Annotated in this window: 15 protein-coding genes; 9 read left to right on the top strand and 6 right to left on the bottom strand. The window is 69.5% G+C overall.

The window, feature by feature from the left end; translation table 11 throughout:
• Window positions 1–3 precede the first annotated feature (3 nt).
• The 5 genes from ACZ5IK_RS26985 (at window position 4) to ACZ5IK_RS26965 (ending at window position 5383) form a co-directional block, all read left to right on the top strand.
• Window positions 4–1446 (top strand): chondroitinase-B domain-containing protein, encoded by a 1443-nt coding sequence (locus tag ACZ5IK_RS26985; RefSeq protein WP_465490224.1) that lies wholly within the window; start codon window positions 4–6, stop codon window positions 1444–1446.
• 64 nt (window positions 1447–1510) lie between these two features.
• On the top strand, window positions 1511–2548 hold the full coding sequence (locus tag ACZ5IK_RS26980; RefSeq protein WP_410662238.1) for a LacI family DNA-binding transcriptional regulator: 1038 nt from the start codon (window positions 1511–1513) through the stop codon (window positions 2546–2548).
• Window positions 2545–3306 carry a sugar phosphate isomerase/epimerase family protein gene (locus ACZ5IK_RS26975; RefSeq protein ID WP_465490223.1) on the top strand — a complete coding sequence of 254 codons (762 nt, stop codon included), beginning with the start codon at window positions 2545–2547 and terminating at the stop codon, window positions 3304–3306. Before ACZ5IK_RS26980 ends, ACZ5IK_RS26975 begins: the two co-directional genes overlap by 4 nt.
• Window positions 3303–3935 carry an SGNH/GDSL hydrolase family protein gene (locus ACZ5IK_RS26970; protein ID WP_465490222.1) on the top strand — a complete coding sequence of 211 codons (633 nt, stop codon included), beginning with the start codon at window positions 3303–3305 and terminating at the stop codon, window positions 3933–3935. Before ACZ5IK_RS26975 ends, ACZ5IK_RS26970 begins: the two co-directional genes overlap by 4 nt.
• 140 nt (window positions 3936–4075) lie before the next feature.
• A complete protein-coding gene (locus ACZ5IK_RS26965; protein WP_465490221.1) occupies window positions 4076–5383 on the top strand; it encodes a protein kinase domain-containing protein in 1308 nt (435 codons plus the stop codon).
• Window positions 5384–5458: 75 nt separating this feature from the next.
• On the opposite strand, the gene ACZ5IK_RS26960 is transcribed toward ACZ5IK_RS26965, so the two are convergent.
• The 3 genes from ACZ5IK_RS26960 to ACZ5IK_RS26950 form a co-directional block, all read right to left on the bottom strand.
• Window positions 5459–6481: a LacI family DNA-binding transcriptional regulator gene (locus ACZ5IK_RS26960; RefSeq protein ID WP_465490220.1), complete on the bottom strand. Its 1023-nt coding sequence runs from the start codon at window positions 6479–6481 to the stop codon at window positions 5459–5461.
• Window positions 6482–7126: a flavodoxin family protein gene (locus ACZ5IK_RS26955; protein ID WP_465490219.1), complete on the bottom strand. Its 645-nt coding sequence runs from the start codon at window positions 7124–7126 to the stop codon at window positions 6482–6484.
• 77 nt (window positions 7127–7203) lie between these two features.
• The gene (locus tag ACZ5IK_RS26950) at window positions 7204–7908 is read right to left on the bottom strand and encodes an alpha/beta fold hydrolase (protein WP_465490218.1); all 705 of its coding nucleotides are present in this window, start codon (window positions 7906–7908) and stop codon (window positions 7204–7206) included.
• Window positions 7909–8034: 126 nt separating this feature from the next.
• Between ACZ5IK_RS26950 and ACZ5IK_RS26945 the strand changes: the two genes are divergently transcribed.
• Window positions 8035–8595, top strand: coding sequence for a TetR/AcrR family transcriptional regulator (locus tag ACZ5IK_RS26945; RefSeq protein WP_465490217.1), 561 nt, complete (start codon window positions 8035–8037; stop codon window positions 8593–8595).
• A gap of 193 nt (window positions 8596–8788) precedes the next feature.
• Window positions 8789–10372, top strand: a complete 1584-nt coding sequence (locus ACZ5IK_RS26940) for an AMP-binding protein (protein WP_465490216.1) — start codon at window positions 8789–8791, stop codon at window positions 10370–10372.
• Here the strand turns inward: ACZ5IK_RS26940 and ACZ5IK_RS26935 are convergent.
• Window positions 10308–11741, bottom strand: a complete 1434-nt coding sequence (locus tag ACZ5IK_RS26935) for a M20 family metallopeptidase (RefSeq protein WP_465490215.1) — start codon at window positions 11739–11741, stop codon at window positions 10308–10310. The genes ACZ5IK_RS26940 and ACZ5IK_RS26935 overlap by 65 nt on opposite strands.
• Before the next feature lie 112 nt (window positions 11742–11853).
• Between ACZ5IK_RS26935 and ACZ5IK_RS26930 the strand changes: the two genes are divergently transcribed.
• Entirely contained in the window at window positions 11854–12777 is a 924-nt protein-coding gene (locus ACZ5IK_RS26930; protein WP_465490214.1) for a LysR family transcriptional regulator, read from the top strand.
• On the opposite strand, the gene ACZ5IK_RS26925 is transcribed toward ACZ5IK_RS26930, so the two are convergent.
• Window positions 12752–14335 carry an FAD-binding oxidoreductase gene (locus ACZ5IK_RS26925; protein ID WP_465490213.1) on the bottom strand — a complete coding sequence of 528 codons (1584 nt, stop codon included), beginning with the start codon at window positions 14333–14335 and terminating at the stop codon, window positions 12752–12754. The two genes, ACZ5IK_RS26930 and ACZ5IK_RS26925, sit on opposite strands and share 26 nt — an antisense overlap.
• 422 nt (window positions 14336–14757) lie before the next feature.
• On the opposite strand from ACZ5IK_RS26925, the gene ACZ5IK_RS26920 reads away from it, so the two are divergent.
• On the top strand, window positions 14758–17211 hold the full coding sequence (locus ACZ5IK_RS26920; RefSeq protein WP_465490212.1) for a LamG-like jellyroll fold domain-containing protein: 2454 nt from the start codon (window positions 14758–14760) through the stop codon (window positions 17209–17211).
• A 45-nt stretch (window positions 17212–17256) separates the two neighbouring features.
• On the opposite strand, the gene ACZ5IK_RS26915 is transcribed toward ACZ5IK_RS26920, so the two are convergent.
• Window positions 17257–18894 (bottom strand): DUF885 domain-containing protein, encoded by a 1638-nt coding sequence (locus ACZ5IK_RS26915; RefSeq protein WP_465490211.1) that lies wholly within the window; start codon window positions 18892–18894, stop codon window positions 17257–17259.
• Window positions 18895–18953 lie beyond the last annotated feature (59 nt).

Here is an 18953-nt window from a genome sequence, read left to right as displayed (position 1 = left end):
ATCATGGATCGCAGAAGGTTCCTCAGCGGCGCCACCCTCGGCGCCGCGCTGATCACCGTCCCCTGGGTCACCGCGGGAACGGCGTCGGCCGAACCGCAGGGACTGTGCGCGCTGAACGTCAGCTCGCTGACCGAACTGCAGAACGCCATCAACTCGGCCGCCGCCGGTGCCGTCATCACCCTGAACAACGGCACGTACACCGTGCCCACGGGCAAGCCGATCAGCATCAAGGGCAGGCGCGGCACGAAGGACAACCCGATCACCATCGTCGCCCAGTCGCGCGGCGGCGTGACGCTCAACGGTGAGCAGAGCTTCGTCTTCGACGACTCCACCGGCGTCACGATCAGCGGGTTCAAGTTCCGTCAGAGCACCACGATCGAGATCCCGCCGAACTGTTCGGTGATCCGCCTGACCCGCAACGACTTCCAGCTGGCCGACATCGAAGGCCTGCACTGGGTGATGGTCCGCGCCGACAAGAGCAAGATCGACCGCAACCACTTCCACCACAAGACCACGCTCGGCGTCATGCTCTGCATCGAGGGCGCGGACGAAGACAAGATGGCGGCGGGTGTCGAGGTCTTCCGGAACTACTTCTCCGACCACACCTTCCCCGGCGACAACGGCGGCGAGCCGATCCGGCTCGGTGTCAGCCCGCGTGCGCTCAGCACCGCCGGCGCCAAGATCGAGTTCAACCTGTTCGAACGCGCGAACGGCGACCCGGAGGCGATTTCGGTCAAGTCGTCGGGCAACTTTATCCGCAACAACACCATTCGGAACAGCCTGGGCGGCATCGTGCTGCGCCACGGGAACAAGTCCGTCGTCGAATCCAACTTCATCCTCGGCGGCAAGGAAGGCATCCGGATCTACGGCAACGACCACAAGATCGTCAACAACTACATCGCCGGACTGTCCAGCAGCGCGCTGGTCGTCGGCAGCGGCTCCGTCCGGGACCACTTCCCGGGTGAGTCGAAGGAATCCCGGCGCGGCAACGACGCGGCGGACCGCGTGCTCATCGCGCACAACACGCTGCTGAACAACAGCGGCACGCTCTCCGGCGAGACCAAACGGACGATCGAACCGCGCGACTGCACGATCTCGGACAACCTTTTCGTCGGCAGCAACGGCGATCTGGTCGCGATGAGCACCACGGGCAACTTCACCTGGTCCGGCAACATCCTGTGGGGTTCGGGCGGGGACGGCAACATCCCGGCGGGCACCTTCCGCCGGATCGACCCGAAGCTCGTGCAGGGCACGGACGGCGTCTCACGGCTCGCCTCGGGCAGCCCCGCGATCGACACGGCGACACTCGCCACGGCACCGGTCACTTTGGACATCGACGGCCAGGCCCGCGGCAGCAAGCGTGACGTCGGTGCCGACGAGTACTCGACGGCGGCCATCGCCAACCGGCCGCTCACCACCGCGGACGTCGGCCCCGCCGCTCCGTAGCGACCCGGGCTCACGCCGGCGGCCGTCCTCGCCGGCGTGAGCCCGTACCACCCGAGGAGGAACCATGCCGCAGCGTGCCGCGGGTTCGGTCACCCTTGCCGACGTCGCCCGTGAGGCGGGAGTGTCGCTCGCGACGGCGTCGAGAGCGCTCAACGGCGGGACCAGACAGGTCAGCGGGGACCTGCGGGAATCGGTGCTGCGGGCCGCGGAACGGTTGCAGTACACGGCGAACGTGCCCGCGCAGGCGATGGCCCGCGGCCGCGGCAACGTCGTCGGGCTGCTGGTGCACGACATCGTCGACCCGTACTTCTCCTCGATCGCGTCCGGTGTCATGCGCGTGGCCGCCCGGCACGGGCTGACGGTCACCATCGCGAGCACGGAAAACCGTCCTGAGAAGGAACTCGAGTACGTCACAACGCTGCGCGGGCAACGGGCGCGAGCGGTCATCCTCGCCGGGTCGCGCAACGAGGACAGTGCCCTGCAACGGAATCTGACCAAGGAACTCAAGGCTTTCGAAGCCGCCGACGGGCAGGTCGTGGTGATCGGCCAGCGAAAACTGCCGTTCGACACCGTCATGCTGGAGAACCGGGCCGGGGCGGCGGACCTGGCCGGACAACTCGCCGCGCTCGGGCATCGCGAGTTCCTCGTCCTCGCTGGGCCACCTGGCCTGATGACCTCGCGAGACCGGGTCCTCGGCTTCCGTGACGGCCTCGCCCGGCAAGGCATCCCGTTGCCCGAGAACCAGGTACTGCGCGCGGAGTTCACTCGCGACGGCGGTTACGCGGCGATGGTGAGGGCGATCGAGAACGACTTCCGCGGCTGCGTCTTCGCGGTCAACGACGTGATGGCCGTCGGCGCGATGGCCGCCTGTCGCGACCACGGCGTGCTCGTCCCCGCACATGTCGCGATCGCGGGATTCGACGACATCATCACTTTGCGCGACATCAGGCCTTCGCTGTCCACCGTGCGCGTCCCGATCGAGCGGATGGGCGAGCGGGCGCTCGACTTCATCCTCGACACTCGCGCCGACAACCCTCGCGTCCTGCCGATCACCGGCGAGGTCGTGCTGCGGGAAAGTACTCGACTGTTGGAGGGAAAATGATCCGCCCGGGACTGTGTTCGGTGACGCTGCGGCGGCTGGACGCCGACGAGGTCGCCCGCCGCGCCGAGGAGGCGGGGTTGCAGGTGATCGAGTGGGGTGCCGACGTCCATGTCCGCCCCGGCGACGACTGGGCGGCCGACCGCGCGTTCGAGGCCATGACACGGCACGGGCTGACCTGCGATTCCTACGGATCCTACTTCCGCGCCACGCCGATGGAAGCCGGGAAGTTCGTCGACATCGCCGCCACCGCGGCCCGGCTCGGCGCCTCGCGAATCCGGGTGTGGGCGGGCAAAGCGGGCTCCGCGGACGTCGACCCCGAAGAGCGTGAGCAGGTCGTCGCCGGTCTCCGCGAGGCCGCCGACGTCGCGAACGAACACGGCCTGGAAGTCGCGCTGGAGTTCCACGGCGGGACACTGACCGACACCGCCGAATCGACGGTCCAACTGCTGGAGGAGGTCGGCCGCGACAACCTCGGCACCTACTGGCAGCCGCCGCAGGATCTTCCGGACGAGCAGGCGCTGGCGGGGCTGGAACTGGTCCTCGACCGGGTTCGCGCGGTGCACGTGTTCTCGTGGTGGCCCAGCAACGAGCGGCACCCGCTGACCGCCAGGACGGAGCTGTGGACGCGCGCGTTCGGGCTGCTCGCGAAGGCGGGACGGCCGCTCGACGCGCTGCTGGAGTTCGTCCCGGACAACGATCCGGACCTGATCCCCGGCGAGGCCGACTCCCTGCGCAAGCTGATCGAGGCGGGCGCGTGAGGTTCACCGAAGCCGACCGGCTGCTGTTCGCGGGCGACTCGATCACCGACTCCAGCCGCGACCGCGCCGATCCCGCGTCCCTGGGCAAGGGTTACGTCCGGCAGATCGCCGATCTCCTGCCCGACGGTCCGGAAGTGCTCAACAAGGGACTCAACGGCAACCGGATCTACGATCTCGAAGCCCGCTGGACCACCGACGTCCTCGCGCTGCGCCCGACGGTGCTGACCGTGAAGATCGGCATCAACGACACCTGGCGGACCTTCGACCGCGGTCTGCCGAGCCCGATCGGGAAGTTCCGGGGCGCCTACCGCAGGCTGCTGTCCGGCGCGCGGCAGCACCTTCCGGCCGAGTTGTACGTGATCACCCCGTTCCTGCTGCCGGTGGAGCCGGAACAGCACGACTGGGTGGCCGATCTGGCTCCTCGTATCGAGGTCGCGCTGGAAGTGGCGACCGAGTTCGGCGCGCGCCTGGTCCGCGCGGATCTGTTCATGCCGCGGGCGGCCGAGGAGCACGGCGCCGCGACACTGGCCCCGGACGGCGTCCACCCCAGCCCGCTCGGCCATCGGCTCCTCGCCGAGGCCTGGCTCGCGGCGGCAGGCGCGCCGGTCGAGGAGGCTCCTCGGCGCTAGGGCGTGTTTCATAAGCCATGTTCGCGGTCTCCGCGCCCAGGCGGCCCATCGAACAGACTTATAAAACACGCCCTAGCCGATAAAGTCGCCCCCGTGAACCGGACCGCCATCGGATCCGTGTTCGGCGCAAAGGGGGCGACGTGACGCGAGAAGGTGAGCTCGTCGCCGGGCGCTACCGGCTGGAGCGCAAGGTCGGCCGGGGCGCGATGGGCGTCGTGTGGCGGGCGCGGGACGAGCGGCTCGGCCGGACGGTCGCGGTCAAGCAACTGCTGCCGGACAACTCGCCGGACGACGCCCCGTTCCGCTCGATCGTGCGCGCGATGCGCGAAGCCAGGGTCGCCGCGAGGCTCAAGCATCCGCACGCCGTCACCGTGTACGACGTCGCCGAGCAGGACGGAACCCCGTTCCTGGTCATGGAGTTCCTGCCGTCCCGGCCGCTGACGGACCTCCTCTCCGGCGACGGTCCGCTCCCGGCCGGCCGGGTCGCGGAACTCGGCGCGCAGATCGCCTCGGCGCTGGCCGCGGCCCACGAAGACGGGATCCTGCACCGGGACGTCACGCCCAACAACGTCCTGATCACCGACGATGGCCGGGCGAAGATCGCCGACTTCGGCCTGTCCCACGCCACCGGCGAAGGGACCATGACCGGCGGCGGGCTCGTCGTCGGCACTCCGGCGTTCCTCTCCCCCGAGGTCGCCGACGGCGAGGAGCCCGGCTATCCGTCGGACGTCTTCTCTCTCGGTGCCACGCTCTACACCGTGCTGGAAGGCGCGCCGCCGTTCGGCACCGACGGCAACCAGATCGCGCTCCTCAAACGGGTCGCCCGCGGCGAGATCACCACGCCGCGGACCACCGGCCCGCTCACGGACGTCGTGCTGCGGCTGCTCCGGCGCGATCCGGCGGAACGGCCGGACATGGCCGAAGCCGAGCGGATGCTCACCGCGGTCGCCGACGGCCGTCCGGCGATCCTGTCCGGCACTAAACGGCTTCCCGCGCCCACCCGCCGCTCACGGTTGCCGTTCGCCATCGCGGGCGGCGTGGTGGTCGCGGGTGGTGTCCTGGCGGGGATCCTCCTGTTCGACGGCGACACCCCCGACGCCCCGGCAGCGGCTGCTCCACCCGCGAGCACCGTGGCGGAGAAACCGGTGTGCGAAGCGAGCTACGAGGTGACCAATCGCTGGCCCGGCGGCTCAGAGATCCGGGTGTCCGTGCGGAACTCCCAGGAGACCCGGCTCACCGGCTGGGAGGTGAGCTGGACCTTGCCGCCCGGGACCCGGATCGCCAATCTGTGGAACGGTTCCCTGGCACAGGAGGGCGACCGCGTCCGCGTGTCCGAACTCGACTGGAACGCCGTCCTGCCCGCCGGCGGGACGACCACCTTCGGCTTCATCTCGACCACCGGCGACGACGGCGGGGACGCGCCGGTCGCGGTGTGCCGGAGTTCCTGAACCAAGGTCTCGGTACCTATCGCAAGTAGTCCTCTAGTTGCGGTAAGTGCAAGCGCAACTACCGCAACTAGAGGACTACTTGCGGTGGGTGGATTCCCTCGCGTTCAGCCGCACGGGCACCTCGATCCGGCGCGGCCCACCATCCGGCGTGCCGCCCTCGATGAGGTCCATCAACGCCGTCGCCGCACGGCCGCCCACCTCACGCGGGTGGACGAACATCCCGGTCACCTGCGGCGAAGTGAGCCGGAGCGAACCGCTGTCCACCGCGCTGCAGATCCCGAGTTCGACCGGGACCGCGAGCCGCCGGCGGCGAGCTTCGTGGAGGACGCCGAGGGCGAGGTTCTCCGACGTCGTGAAAACGGCGTCCGGGCACACTCGCCGGTCGAGCAGCCTGCCCAAGGTCTCGGCCGTGCCTTCGGTGGTCGGCGGTTCGTCGATCTCGGCCACCACCGGCTCCAGTCCCCGGTCTTCCGCCCAGCCGGTGTACCCCGCGACGAGGTCGGCCGCGTAGGAGCGGCTGGTGTCGGTGGTGATCATCGCGGGACGCTCGTAACCGTTGCCCGCCAGGTGATCCAGCATCAGCCGGGCGGCCGCGACCAGGTCGTTGTCGACGACGACCGGCACCGGGCACGGCGCCGCCAGCGGGCGGCCGGTGGTCACCAGCGGCCGATCGCGGCACCAGCCCGTGGCGAAGAACGGCTCGTCGCCACGGGGGTCGACGAGGATGGCGCCGTCGACGGCGAAGGCGTTCAGCCGGTCGAGGTCTGCGTCCGGCGGTGTAAGCAGCAAGGCGTACGACCGTTTCGACGCGGCTTCGGCCGCCCCGTTGAGGACTTCGAGGAAGTAGTCCGAGTTCGGCACGAGCGCGCAAGCACTGCTCGCGTCGACCGAGTTCGCGAGCTGGATCGCCAGGGTCCGGCTGCGCCGGGTGACCAGCTGCTGCGCGTGGACGCTGGCCTGGTAGCCGAGTTCCGCCGCCGCCCGCGCGACTCGCCGCCGGGTGTCCTCGGAGATCCGGCCCTGCCCGCTGAGCACGTGGGACACGGTGGTGATCGAGACCCCCGCCGCGGCGGCGACGTCACGGATGGTCGGCGACACTCAGGCCTCCACGGGCGGTCCCCAAACGCGGTTCGGCCGGTCGGTGTCCAGCCGATAGTCGGTGACGTGGGCGTCGCCCAGCCTACGTCCGAGGTCGGCCGCCGCCTCCAGCGGCCGCGCGGGATCGCGCTCGACCTCGCCCCGGCTGTTGCCGACGCCGACCACGATCCCGGCGAGGTCCTGACGCAGGTACCGGGTGAGCTCCTGGAACTGGGCTTCGAGGCCGAGCGTCGCGCCTCGGTAGCTCTCCTCGCAGGAGATCAGCACCGCGGCGCGTTTGCCCGTCAGCCCCGGCACGACCTCGGCGGTATGCGGCGAACTGCCGGACGTGTAACAGAAAAGCCGGTCGAAGAAGGACTTGAGCCGCCCGGTCATGCCGTACCAGTGCAGCGGCGTCGCGTACACGATCGCGTCCGCCGGGAGCACGTGCTCGAACAGCAGGCGCTCGTAGCCGTCGGCGATCCCGCAGGACCGGTCGCTCAAACGGCAACCACGGCAGTCCCCCAGCGGCGACTCGACGAAATCGGAGAGGTGGACGAAGCCGACCGTGTGCCCGGCTTCTTCCGCCCCCTTGGCCAGCGACCGGGCGAGTGCCCAGGAATTGCCTTCACGACGCGGGCTCGAATCGAGCACCAAGACCTTCACGTGGTTCTCCCCGGAGAGACTGCAAAAACGCTTTTGCAGTCTCTCCGGGGGAGGATTCACCTGTCAAGCGACCGAGGTCAGGCGACCTTGGCGGCCGCCGCGAGGATGACCTCCGCGACGACGTCCGGCCGCGACACCGAGACGGCGTGCGAGGCCTCGACCCTGGTGACCTCCGAACCGGCGCGCTCGGACATGAACGCCTGCGCGGCGGCGGGGATCGCGTGGTCCTGCTCGGCGATCAGCGCCCAGGACGGCACGTTCTTCCACGCCGGCTCGCCGTCGAACGGCGTGGCGAGCGCACGCTCGGTGACCGGCCGCTGGGTGACCGCCATGACGTCGGCGGTCTCCGCGGCAACGTCGGCCGCGAACACGTCCGAGAAGTTCTCGGGCTTGATCGACAGCTCACCCTGCGAGGCGAGGACGTTCGTGGTGTCCGGGCCGAGCTTGCTTCCCTCGAAACGACCGGACAGCTCGAACACGCTCTCCCCCGCGTCCGGCTGGAAGGCTGCGACGTAGACGAGCGCCTTCACGTTCGGCGCGGTCGCCGCCGCACGGCTGATCACGACGCCGCCATAGGAGTGCCCGGCCAGCACGACGGGACCGTCCACGCCGTTGACGACGTCGGCGACATAGTCCGCGTCGGACTCGATCCCGCGCAGCGGGTTCGACGCCGCCAGCACCCGATAGCCCTGCTCACGCAGCTTCGGGACGACGCCGTTCCAGCTGGACGAGTCGGCGAAAGCACCGTGAACCAGGACGACGGTCGGCTTCTGGTTGCTCATGATGGCTCCTTCAGAGCTAGGGAGAACGATCGGTCTTTCTCCCTGAACAATGCTCGTCACGGATGCCTTCCGCAACGTGACGAAGGCGACCTAGTGGAATGACCGTTCTTTCTCTACGGTGGGGCCATGCCGACTGTCGACCGGGACGTACACCCGAAGGTCAGGCTGCTCGAGACCGCTTCACGCCTGTTCTACGCCGAGGGCATCCACGCCGTCGGGGTGGAGCGCCTGGTCTCCGAGGCGGCCGTCACCCGGGCGACCTTCTATCGCCACTACCCCACCAAGGACGACCTCGTCGCCGCGTACCTGAGCGCCACGAGCGAGCAGATCCGCGCGGGCGTCGGCGCGGTGACGCGCGGCAAACCCGCCCGCGAGGCGCTGCTCGCCGCGCTGGGCATCATCGGCGACCGGACGCTCGACGACGACTTCCGCGGCTGCCAGTTCCTCAACGCGGCCGCCGAGTACCCCGATCCCGCACACCAGGTACGCCAGGTCATCGACGATCACCGGGACTGGTTCTTCTGCGTGCTTCGCGACCTGGCGCGCGACGCGGGTCATGCCGACCCCGAGCACGCCGCCCGCGCGCTCGTCCTCCTTCGCGACGGCGCACTGCACGGCGGAAGCCTCGACGACGCCGAAACCGTGCGCGCGACCTTGCGCCGCGCGGTCACCGACGTCGTGAGCTGACCTCCTCGGAAACCTTGCGTCGCAGCCACTCCGTGGTTCGGAGGGTTCGTCGTCCACAGGGGACATTCTGCCGGTTCGTGTCCCCTGTCTTGTCCGGCGCCTTCGTCACGGACAGGACATCGCGCCTTCTCGACGGTCGTAACAAGTGCTACCTTCGCGGAAGGGGGCACGGCCGGACCGAGGAGCGGCGACGATGAGGCTTTCTCCCAGCGCGCACGTCGACCCGTTCTGCCGTGACCGGCTGCCGCCCGCGGACCAGTGGCCCCGGCTGGAGTTCGACCTCCCCGAACTGCGCTATCCCGCCAGGCTGAACGCCGCGACCGCGTTGCTCGACGACACCGTCGCGCGTTTCGGCCCGGATCGCCCCTGCCTCCTGTCCCCCGCCGAAACGTGGACGTACGGCGACGTCCTGGCCCGCGCCAACCGGATCGCGCACGTACTCGTCACCGACTTCGGCGTGGTGCCGGGAAACCGTGTGCTCCTGCGGGGCGCCAACACGCCGTGGCTCGCGGCGGCCTGGCTGGCCGTGCTCAAGGCGGGCGCGGTGGCGGTCACGACCATGCCGATGCTGCGGCGCGCCGAACTCGACAAGATCGTCGGCCGTGCGCGGCCCGCGATCGCCGTCTGCGACGAACGCCTGCTGGACGAACTCCCGCCCGATCTGCCCGTCGTGTCCTACGGGACGGACCTCGCCGCCCGCGCGGACCGGTATCCGGCGACCTTCGCCGACGTCCCGACCGCGGCCGACGACGTCGCTCTGCTCGCCTTCACCTCCGGTACGACGGGTTCCCCGAAGGCGACGATGCACTTCCACCGCGATCTGCTCGCGATCGCCGACACCTTCTCCCGGCACATCGTGCGCCCGGCGTCCGACGATCTGTTCTGCGGCACACCACCGCTGGCCTTCACCTTCGGCCTCGGCGGGCTGCTGATCTTCCCGTTGCGAGCGGGGGCGGCCACGCTCCTGGTGGAACGCACCACTCCGGCGGAGCTCGCCGCCCTCGTCGCCGAGAAGGGCGTCACCGTCCTCTTCACCGCTCCGACCGCGTACCGGGCGATCCTCAACTCCGGTGACGGACGGCTCCTGGCCGGTGTCCGCCGGGCGGTGTCGGCGGGCGAATCGCTCCCCGCCCCCGTGGCCGAGCAGTACCGCGAAGTCGTCGGCCGCCCGCTCATCGACGGACTCGGCAGCACCGAGATGCTGCACGTCTTCATCTCCGCCGCCGACGACGACGCGCGTCCCGGCGCGACCGGGAAGGTGGTACCCGGCTACCAGGCCATGATCCTCGACATCGACGGATCTCCCGTCCCGGACGGCACTCCCGGGTTCCTCGCCGTCCGAGGCCCGACAGGCTGTCGCTACCTCGAAGACCCTCGTCAGCGTGACTATGTCCGCGACGGCTGGAACATCACCGGCGACACCTACGTCCGCGACTCCGACGGCTACTTCACCTTCGTCGCGCGGAGCGACGACATGATCATCTCGTCGGGGTACAACATCGCCGCCCCCGAGGTCGAAGAAGTCCTGCTCACGCATCCCGATGTCGCGGAATGCGCGGTGATCGGGACGCCGGACCCGGATCGCGGATCGGTCGTGACGGCGTTCGTCGTGCTTCAGCCCGGTGCGGAGCGGGGATCGCGCCTCGCGCAGGCGTTGCAGGACCACGCGAAGGCGACAGCGGCGCCGTACAAGTACCCGCGGCGGGTCCGGTTCATCGAGGCGCTGCCCCGGAACGCGAGCGGGAAACTTCAGCGCTACCTGTTGCGGGAGCTGTGAACCGGCCGAGCGCGTGGAACAAGGTGGTGGCGAGCACGAGGCCTTCCCTGACGATCGGCGCGAGCAGATGCTCGTCGGGCGCGTGTTGCAGGCAGCCCGGGTAGGAATGCGGCAGCCACAGGGTCGCGATGCCGAGGATGTCGGTGAACACGTGGTTCGGCAGGCCACCGCCGAAACTCGGCAGGATCGCAACCGGCCGGTCGGAAACCTCGTCGAGGACGCCCTTCGCCCAGCCCACCCACGGGTTCCCGACCGGGGTGCGGCTGGCCTGGAAACTCGCTTCGACGGTGACCTCGACCATCGAAAACCCGTGCGAGGCCAGGTGTTTCCTGATCGTGTCCGCGACGTCCGAGACCTCGGTCCCGGCGACGTAGCGCAGTTGCAGTACCGCGCGGGCCATGCCGGGGATGGCGTTGACAGGCCTGTCGATGTCGCCGGCTCCCAGCGAAAGGACTTCGAGGGTGTTCCAGCCGTAGAGCCGCTCGGCGGGTGAAAGCCCGGTGTCGCCCCAGCTTTCCTCCAGCGCCGGATCTCCTGGCCTTCCGGCGATCCGGATCTCCGCGAGCGCCTCGCGGACGCTGTCAGGGAGTTCGGGCGGCAGGAGACCGGGCACTCGGATGCGGCCGTGCCCGTCGACGAGGCAGGCGATCGCCCCGGTGAGGGTGGTGGCGGGGTTGCGCAGCACGCCGCCCCAATTCCCCGAGTGATAGGCGTCGGGGCGCAGGTCGACGTCGAGCGAGATCCGGACGGCGCCGCGCGCGCCGAGGAACACCGTCGGCGTCGCCGCGTCGAGCCGCGGCCCGTCCGAGGCGATGAGGACATCGGCGCCGAGTGCCTGCGACTGCGCCGCGACGAACTCGCCGAGACCGGGTGAGCCGATCTCCTCTCCGGTCTCGAACAGGAACTTGAGGTTGAACCCCAGCGAGCCCGTTTCGGCGAGGAGCAGCCTGAGCGCGGTCAGGTTGATCAGATGCTGCCCCTTGTTGTCCGCCGAGCCGCGGCCGTACCAGCGCTCGCCGTCGGCGGTCAGCGTCCACGGGTCACGGCCCTCGCTCCACCGCCCTTCGTGGCCCGCGACGACGTCGGCGTGGCCGTAGCACAGGACGGTCGGAAGTTCCGGCGCCTCGATCCGGGTACCGACCAGGAAGGGACCACCGGCCGGATCGGGATTGGGATACCGCCGCACCGAGCAGCCGAGCGCCGTCAAGGCCGGGGTCAGCACCTCGTCCAGGTATGCCTTGATGGCAACGCGACCGTCCGGATGGTCGCTCACGGTCGGGTACCGGACCAGTTCGGCGAGTTCGGCGAAGAAGGCGCCCGAATCCACGTGTTCTTGGGCCTTCGAAACCAGTTCCGCAGGGGTGGGCACGTTCTCTCCCAATTCGTTCGCCGAGTGTCGAGGAGAGCCTAAGCCGGTTCGCCCTACACTGACCATTGCCGTTTACGGTGCCCTGCGTTCTGATCGAGGCAAAGGAAGTCCCATGCGCTTGCTGCCGATCGCGCTGACGTACTTCCTCGAAGTCGCCCGCACCGGCTCGGTGTCCGAAGCGGCGGCCGAACTGACGGTCGCGCCCTCGGCGATCAGCCGCCAGATCGCGAAGCTCGAGGCCGGGATCGGGGTACCGCTGTTCGTCCGGCATCCGCGGGGCATGGAGCCGACCGACGCCGGGAACCGGCTGCTCGACCACGTCCGCCGCAGCGAAGCCGAATCGGCCGTCCTCGTCGGCGAACTTCGCACCGGGCGGGGGTTTCACGCCCGTTCGCTCACCGTCGCCTGCTCGGAGGGGTTCGCCCGCCGGGTCGTGCCCCAGGCGATCGCCGCCTTCCGCCGCGAACACGACGTCACCTTCCACATCGACGTCGTCAACCGGGAAGAAGCCACCCGGCGCGTGCTCGACGGCGCGGCAGACGTCGCCGTCACCTTCACGACCGGGCCCCAGCACGGCGTGCGGGTCGAAAGCGCCGTCGTCGTCCCGGTGTACGCGATCGTCCCGCTCGGCCATCCGCTGACCGGCCGCGACTCCCTCGGGCTCGCCGAACTGTGCGAGCATCCCCTCGCCCTGCCGTCGCAGGGCCAAAGCCTGCGCGACCTGTTCGACATCGCCACCCGGATCGAGAACCTCGCGGCGCGTCCGGTGCTGGTGTGCGACGAACTGAGCTCGAAGTACGAGTTCGTCCGTTGCGGCGGCGGGATCGCACTCGTCGGCGGACTCGGCGACATCGAGCAGGACGCGGCCACCGAGGGAGTGGCCTACGTCCTCCTCGACAACGCCGTGTTCCGCAAACGCGAAGCCCAGGTGCAGACCATGGCGGGCCGGACGTTGTCCTTGGCCGCCTTGCGGTTCACCACGCTGCTGACCTCGTTCGTCCGCCCGCCGGTCAGCGGATCAGCACCCCGGGATTGAGGATTCCGGCCGGATCGAGCGCGGACTTGGCAGCGGTGAGCGCGGCCGCGAACGGATCGGGACGCTGCCGGTCGTACCAGGGCCGGTGGTCGCGGCCGACGGCGTGGTGATGGGTGATCGTGCCGCCGTGGCCCGCGATCGCCTCGGAGACGGCGGCCTTGATCTCGTCCCACTGCGCGACCGTGCTCCCCCAGCGCCCGGCGGCGTAGATCCCGTAATAGGGCGCGGGGCCGTCGGGGTAGACGTGGGTGAAGCGGCACGTGACGACACCGGCGCCGCCGCACACCTCGTCGATCGCGGTGCGGGCCGCCGAAGTGATCGCGGCGTGGAATTCCTCGAAGCCGTCCCACGTGCAGGCGGTCTCGAAGGTCTCCACGATCAGCGATCTGCGGGCCAGCGCGTCACGCTGGTACGGCATCCGCAGAAACGACGAGCGCCACGTCGAGGCACTGTCCTGGCGGGAGGAATCCTTGCCACGCCTGGTTTTCACGACTCCCCCGTGCCCGGTGGCCAGTTCGAGCGCGCGATCCAGCCAGGTGTCGACCGGATGATCGGCGGATTCGAACGCGACCAGGAGCAGACCCCCGCCGACGCTCGCGCCCGCGTTGATGAAGGCCTCGGCCGGGTCGAGCAGACGGCAATTCGACGGATACAGCCCGGACTGCGCGATCGCCCGCGTGGCGGCGACCGCGTCCTCCTGCCGTTCGAAGGCGACCGACGCGGTGACCTGCCAGACCGGGCGGTCCTGCAGGCGCATCCATGCCTCGGTGATCACCCCGAGCGTGCCCTCGGAGCCGAGGAACATCCGGTCCGGCGAGGGACCGGCACCCGAACCCGGCAGGCGCCGCGATTCGCTGATCCCGGCCGGGGTGACGACGCGCAACGACTCGGTGAGATCGTCGATATGCGTGGCGAGCGTGGCGAAATGCCCGCCCGCGCGGGTGGCGAGCCAACCGCCGAGCGTGGAGTGGGCGAACGACTGCGGGAAGTGCCGCAGGGTCAGGCCCAGCGGGCGAAGGCGGTCTTCCAGCGCCGGCCCGAAGATCCCGGCCTGGATCCGGGCCGCGCGGCTGACCGTGTCCACTTCGAGCACGCTGTCGAGACCGGCCAGATCCATCGAGATCGCCGGACCGTCGAAGCGCGGTTCGACCCCGCCGACCACGGAACTGCCGCCACCGTAAGGAATCAGCGGAGTTCCGGAAGCCGTGCACCAGTCGAGAAGGTCGACGACGTCCTGTTCCGTGCGCGGCCGGGCGACCAGATCCGGGACGTGGTCGAGCCGGCCGAGCAGATTCCGGACGACGTCGCGGAAGGCCTTGCCGCGGGCGTGGGACAACCTGTCGACGGGCACGTCGCTGCACAACGCGGCGAGCGCCGCAGGCGGGCGGATCCGCGAGGCCGGGACGCCGAGCTCCGCGGGTTCCGGCGGGGCGTGCTCGGTGAAATCGTGCCCGGGCAGGACACCCGACGTGCGGGCGACCAGCGCGTCGGACTCTTCCCGGGTCAAGGCTTCGGCGGTGTTCCCCCAGCCCCACCAGGACCGTTCTCCGGTCGGCATCGTCGCCTCCGTTCGATCTGACTCCCCAGTAAGTTACTTATCGGTCAGTTGCTGTGTCAAAGAAGTCCTGAAGGCCACCCTTGAGACGTTGACCGTCTCAAGGGTGGCCTTCGCGTCGCCCGGGGCCCGGGATCGCGCTCTCCGGCGGTCCCCTGCACCGACCGATACGAGCCCTTCGACGCTTTACAACGTTGTATCAACGATGTAAAAAAGTCCTGACGGCCAGTCGTGGCCCGGCTCACACCGGTTCCCCTCGGCCACGAGGTCGTGGTTTCACGCCTGCACAAGTCCAGTGGGAGGCGCTTCCTCCGCCGAGGCGGCCGCTCCCGGAGAAGGGTGTCGAGCAGATGTTGCCAACGTTGTCACCTCATCGCCCCAGAGGCCGAAGTACCGGACGCTTCCGGAAGACCCTGACCGTCGCGGTGGCCGCCCTGACCGCCCTGTCGATGACACCGGGGGCCGCGATGGCCGCGGAGAGCGGCTGGAAGATGGGCAAGCCACGCCTGACCACCCCGTGGACGAACCAGGTGTCGCCTTCCAACGCGTTGCCGGAGTACCCCCGGCCGCAGCTGGTGCGACAGGACTGGCAGAACCTCAACGGGCTCTGGGAGTTCGCCGGCGCCGCGCCCGGTGAGGTCCCGCCGTTCGGCGAGCGGCTCGCCGAAAAGATCCTGGTCCCCTACCCGACGGAATCGGCGCTTTCCGGTATCCAGCGGCACGAAGACCACATGTGGTACCGGCGCACGTTCACCGTGCCCAAGAACTGGGGCGTGGGCAAGGACAACACCCTGCGCATCAACTTCGGCGCCGTCGACTACAAGGCGAAGGTCTACGTCAACGGCAAGGAGGTGGCCGCGCACCAGGGCGGCTACGGCGCGTTCTCCGCGGACGTGACCTCGGCGCTGAAGCCCAAGGGAGAGCAGGAGATCATCGTAGGCGTCGAGGACCGCGCCGACGCCACCTGGCAGCCTGTCGGCAAGCAGCGCCTCGTCCCCGACCGCGGGATCTTCTACGAAGGCGCCTCGGGCATCTGGCAGACCGTCTGGATGGAACCGGTCGCGGCCAAGCACGTCGGCACGCTCGGCATGGTTCCCGACCTCAAGTCCTCCACGCTCAAGCTCACCGTCGACACCGGCGGCGCTTCCGGGCTGACCGTCGAAGCCGTGGTCCGCGACGGCCACAAGGTGGTCAGCCGCAGCAAGTCCTCCGCCGCCGGGACCATCTCCCTGCCGGTCCCCAAGGCCAAGCTCTGGTCGCCGGACTCCCCCTTCCTCTACGACCTCGACGTCGAGCTGAAGGACGGCCGCCGCACCGTCGACAAGGTGTCGTCCTACTTCGGCATGCGCGAATTCGGTACCGCGAAGGGTGCCGACGGCAAACTCCGGTTCACCCTCAACGGCAAGATCCTCTTCCTGCAGTCCACTTTGGACCAGGGCTACTGGCCGGACGGCATCTACACCGCGCCGACCGACAAGGCACTCCGCTTCGACCTCGAGCAGCACAAGGTCCTCGGTTTCAACACGGTCCGCAAGCACATCAAGACCGAACCGGACCGCTGGTACCACCACGCCGACAAGCTCGGGTTGCTCGTCTGGCAGGACATGCCGTCGATGCGCACCGGCGGCCGCCCGCCCGCCGACGCCCAGCAGCAGTTCCAGGTGGAGCTGAAGGAACTGGTGGAGCAGAAGAAGAACTGGACCTCGATCGTCGGCTATGTGCCGTTCAACGAGGGTTGGGGCGAGTGGTCGCGCGAGACCACCGGGAAGATCGCCGACGACGTCAAGGCCCAGGACCCGACCCGGCTGGTCAACGCGCACAGCGGGGTCAACTGCTGCGACTCCCTCGGTGACTCCGGCAAGGGTGACGTCATCGACTGGCACGCCTATCCGGGTCCCGCGAAGCCGATGCCCGACGGCAAGCGGATCTCGATCGACGGCGAGCACGGCGGCTACGGCCTCGAGGTCAAGGACCACATGTGGTTCGGCGAAGGCCACGCCTACGAGATGGTGAAGGACCAGGCGACCCTGAACAGCCGCTACGTCCAGAACCAGCGTGACGTGCTCGCGTCGGCGCAGAGCTGCGCCATCAGCGGTTCGATCTACACCCAGATCACCGACGTCGAGCACGAGGTCAACGGCTTCTTCACCTACGACAGGCAGGTGAAGAAGATGGACTTCGCGCAGGCGCGCGCGGTCAACCAGGCGATCATCCGCAACGCCGACGGCAGCGGTTCCGGCGCGCCCGACCCTGGCCCCGGAACGCCGGGACTCACCGGAGTGCACGCTTACAAGTTCGACGAAGGCACCGGTTCCAGCGCCGCGGACTCGGTCGGCACGGCGCACGCCACGCTGACCAACGGACAGTGGGCAGGCGGTGTCCAGGGCGGCGCGCTGGCCTTCACGGGCAACGGGCAGGCCGACACCGGGGCGAACCTCGTCAACACCGCAGGCAGCTACTCGGTCTCTGCGTGGGCGAAGCTGGACGAGGCCGGCGGCGCGTTCCAGACCGTCGTCAGCCAGGACACCGGCCGCGACAGCGCGTTCTTCCTGCAGTACTCCGGGCAGGACCAGCGCTGGGCGATGAGCTTCGTCGGTCTCCGCGCCCTGTCGCCGGAGAAGCCGGAAGTCGGCAAGTGGTACCACCTGACCGGGGTCCGCGACGCCAAGGCGGGCACGTTGTCACTGTACGTCGACGGCAAGAAGGTCGCCGCGCAGAACGCCTGCTCCGCTCCGGCGAGCACCGGCCACACGGTGATCGGCCGCGGCCAGTACGGCGGCCAGCAGGTCGACTTCCTGCGCGGTGCGGTGGACGACGTCCGGCTCTACGACCGGCCGCTGTCCGACACCGAGGTCGCGACACTCGCGACGCGCGACTGAGGACACGCGGCGCCGGGAACAACTCCCGGCGCCGCGTACCCGGCACTACCGAAGCTCTGACTCGACCCACTCCCGCACGATGTCGCCGAGCACGGGCAACGGAACCTGCCCGTGCCTCAACACGACGTCGTGGAAGTCGCGGATGTCGAAGGCCCCGCCCAGCCGTTCCTCGGCGAAAGCGCGCAACCACTGGATCTCCAGCCTGCCCGTCATGTACGACAGCGCCTGGCCGGGCCATTCGATGTACCGGTCGATCTCGGACTGTGCCTCGATGTCGCTGAGCACGCAGTGTTCGGCGAGATACTCCATTCCTTGTTGCCTGGTCCAGCCCAAGGCGTGCAGCCCGGTGTCGACGACGAGCCGCGCCGCGCGCAGGGAGTCCTCGGCGACCATCCCCAGCCGCATCAGGTCGTCGGAGTACAGGCCCATCTCGTCGGCGAGCCGTTCGGTGTAGAGCGCCCAGCCCTCGTCGAAGGCCGAGAGCGGGACGAGTTTGCGCAGCGGCGCCACCCCGTCGAGCTCGTGGGCTATGCCGGCCTGGAAGTGATGTCCTGGAACGCCCTCGTGGAAGGCGACGGACTCGGCGATGAACCGGAACCGCTCCTCCACCCGATAGGTGTTGGTGTAGTAGATGCCCGGACGGCTGCCGTCGCCCGACGGTGCCATGTAGTACGCCTGCGTGGCGGAGGGCCCGTCCGATTCCGGTACGGCGCGCACGACGCATTCGGCGGACGGCGTGCGGCGGAACCAGCCGGGAGCGGCGGCCGTGGCCCGCGCGATCGCCTCCGCCGCGGTCGTGACCATCTCGTCCCCGTTCCGCCAGCACAGCGACGGATCGGTGCGCAACCGGCGCCGGACTTCGTCGGGGTCGTCCTCGCCGAACACGGCGGCGCCGAGCCGTCGGTACTCCTCGTCCAGCGCCCGGCCGATTTCGAGGCCGGTCTCGTGCAGTTCCTCCGGCGAGACCCCGGTGGTGGTGTGCGTGCGGGCCAGCCGCGCGTAGCTCTCCTTGCCACCGTCCAGCCAGCAGAGGCCCGGCTGCTCGTCGGGGCGTCCGTGCCCGGCGACGTCGCGGGCGAGCATGTCGCGATAGGCGACGAGTGCGGGCCGGACCTCCTCGGTGAACAGCCGGGCTCGCCTCGCCTCGCGGTCACCGGTCAGCGGCGGGGCCAGCAGGCCGTTGGGCTCGATGGCCAGGAACCGATCGACGTGGGCGATGGCGTTGCCGACGGCGCGTTCCACCGGTGTCCGCCCGGCGCGATACCGGTCACCGAGGCCCGCGAGGAACCCGGGGATCGCGGCCATCCTGGCCAGGTAGTCCTCCTCGGCCCGCTCCCCCGACGGCGCCAGCTGCGGAAGCCAGGACAGCAACCCCGCGCCCTCCGCCGCCATGGGTTCGGCGAGGATGAACTCGATCTTCCGGGAGTCCAGCCTGGCCAGGAGCCCTTCCGCGTGGTGGGTGACCACGCCGAGGGTGACCCGGTCCGGGTCGGTGGACCGCGCGGCCTGTTCGCCGACCCGGACGGCGATCTCCCGCAACCGGGCGTCACCCGCCTCGGAGACGTCCCGCAACTCGTGATCGTGGCCGGGGATGTCGTCGAAGGTCGCCATCAAGGGGATCTCGGCGGCCAGGGCGTCGAGGATTTCGTTCGCCAGTTCCGCCGCCGTCGGCTGATCGCTCATATCCGACAACTACCAGACCGCGCACGATTTCCACTGGCGCTTTCTCGAGATAGCGGACC

It is taken from the genome of Amycolatopsis sp. NPDC031561 (assembly GCF_055580625.1).
This window is presented reverse-complemented; position numbering and strand designations above follow the sequence as displayed.

What these genes read in the sequence shown, in the direction of transcription:
- ACZ5IK_RS26985 (WP_465490224.1), top strand. Translation starts at nt 4, where the DNA reads ATGGATCGCAGAAGGTTCCTCAGCGGCGCCACCCTCGGCGCCGCGCTG.
- ACZ5IK_RS26945 (WP_465490217.1), top strand. Translation starts at nt 8,035, where the DNA reads ATGCCGACTGTCGACCGGGACGTACACCCGAAGGTCAGGCTGCTCGAG.
- ACZ5IK_RS26950 (WP_465490218.1), bottom strand. Translation starts at nt 7,908, where the DNA reads ATGAGCAACCAGAAGCCGACCGTCGTCCTGGTTCACGGTGCTTTCGCC.
- ACZ5IK_RS26925 (WP_465490213.1), bottom strand. Translation starts at nt 14,335, where the DNA reads ATGCCGACCGGAGAACGGTCCTGGTGGGGCTGGGGGAACACCGCCGAA.
- ACZ5IK_RS26975 (WP_465490223.1), top strand. Translation starts at nt 2,545, where the DNA reads ATGATCCGCCCGGGACTGTGTTCGGTGACGCTGCGGCGGCTGGACGCC.
- ACZ5IK_RS26980 (WP_410662238.1), top strand. Translation starts at nt 1,511, where the DNA reads ATGCCGCAGCGTGCCGCGGGTTCGGTCACCCTTGCCGACGTCGCCCGT.
- ACZ5IK_RS26930 (WP_465490214.1), top strand. Translation starts at nt 11,854, where the DNA reads ATGCGCTTGCTGCCGATCGCGCTGACGTACTTCCTCGAAGTCGCCCGC.
- ACZ5IK_RS26915 (WP_465490211.1), bottom strand. Translation starts at nt 18,894, where the DNA reads ATGAGCGATCAGCCGACGGCGGCGGAACTGGCGAACGAAATCCTCGAC.
- ACZ5IK_RS26940 (WP_465490216.1), top strand. Translation starts at nt 8,789, where the DNA reads ATGAGGCTTTCTCCCAGCGCGCACGTCGACCCGTTCTGCCGTGACCGG.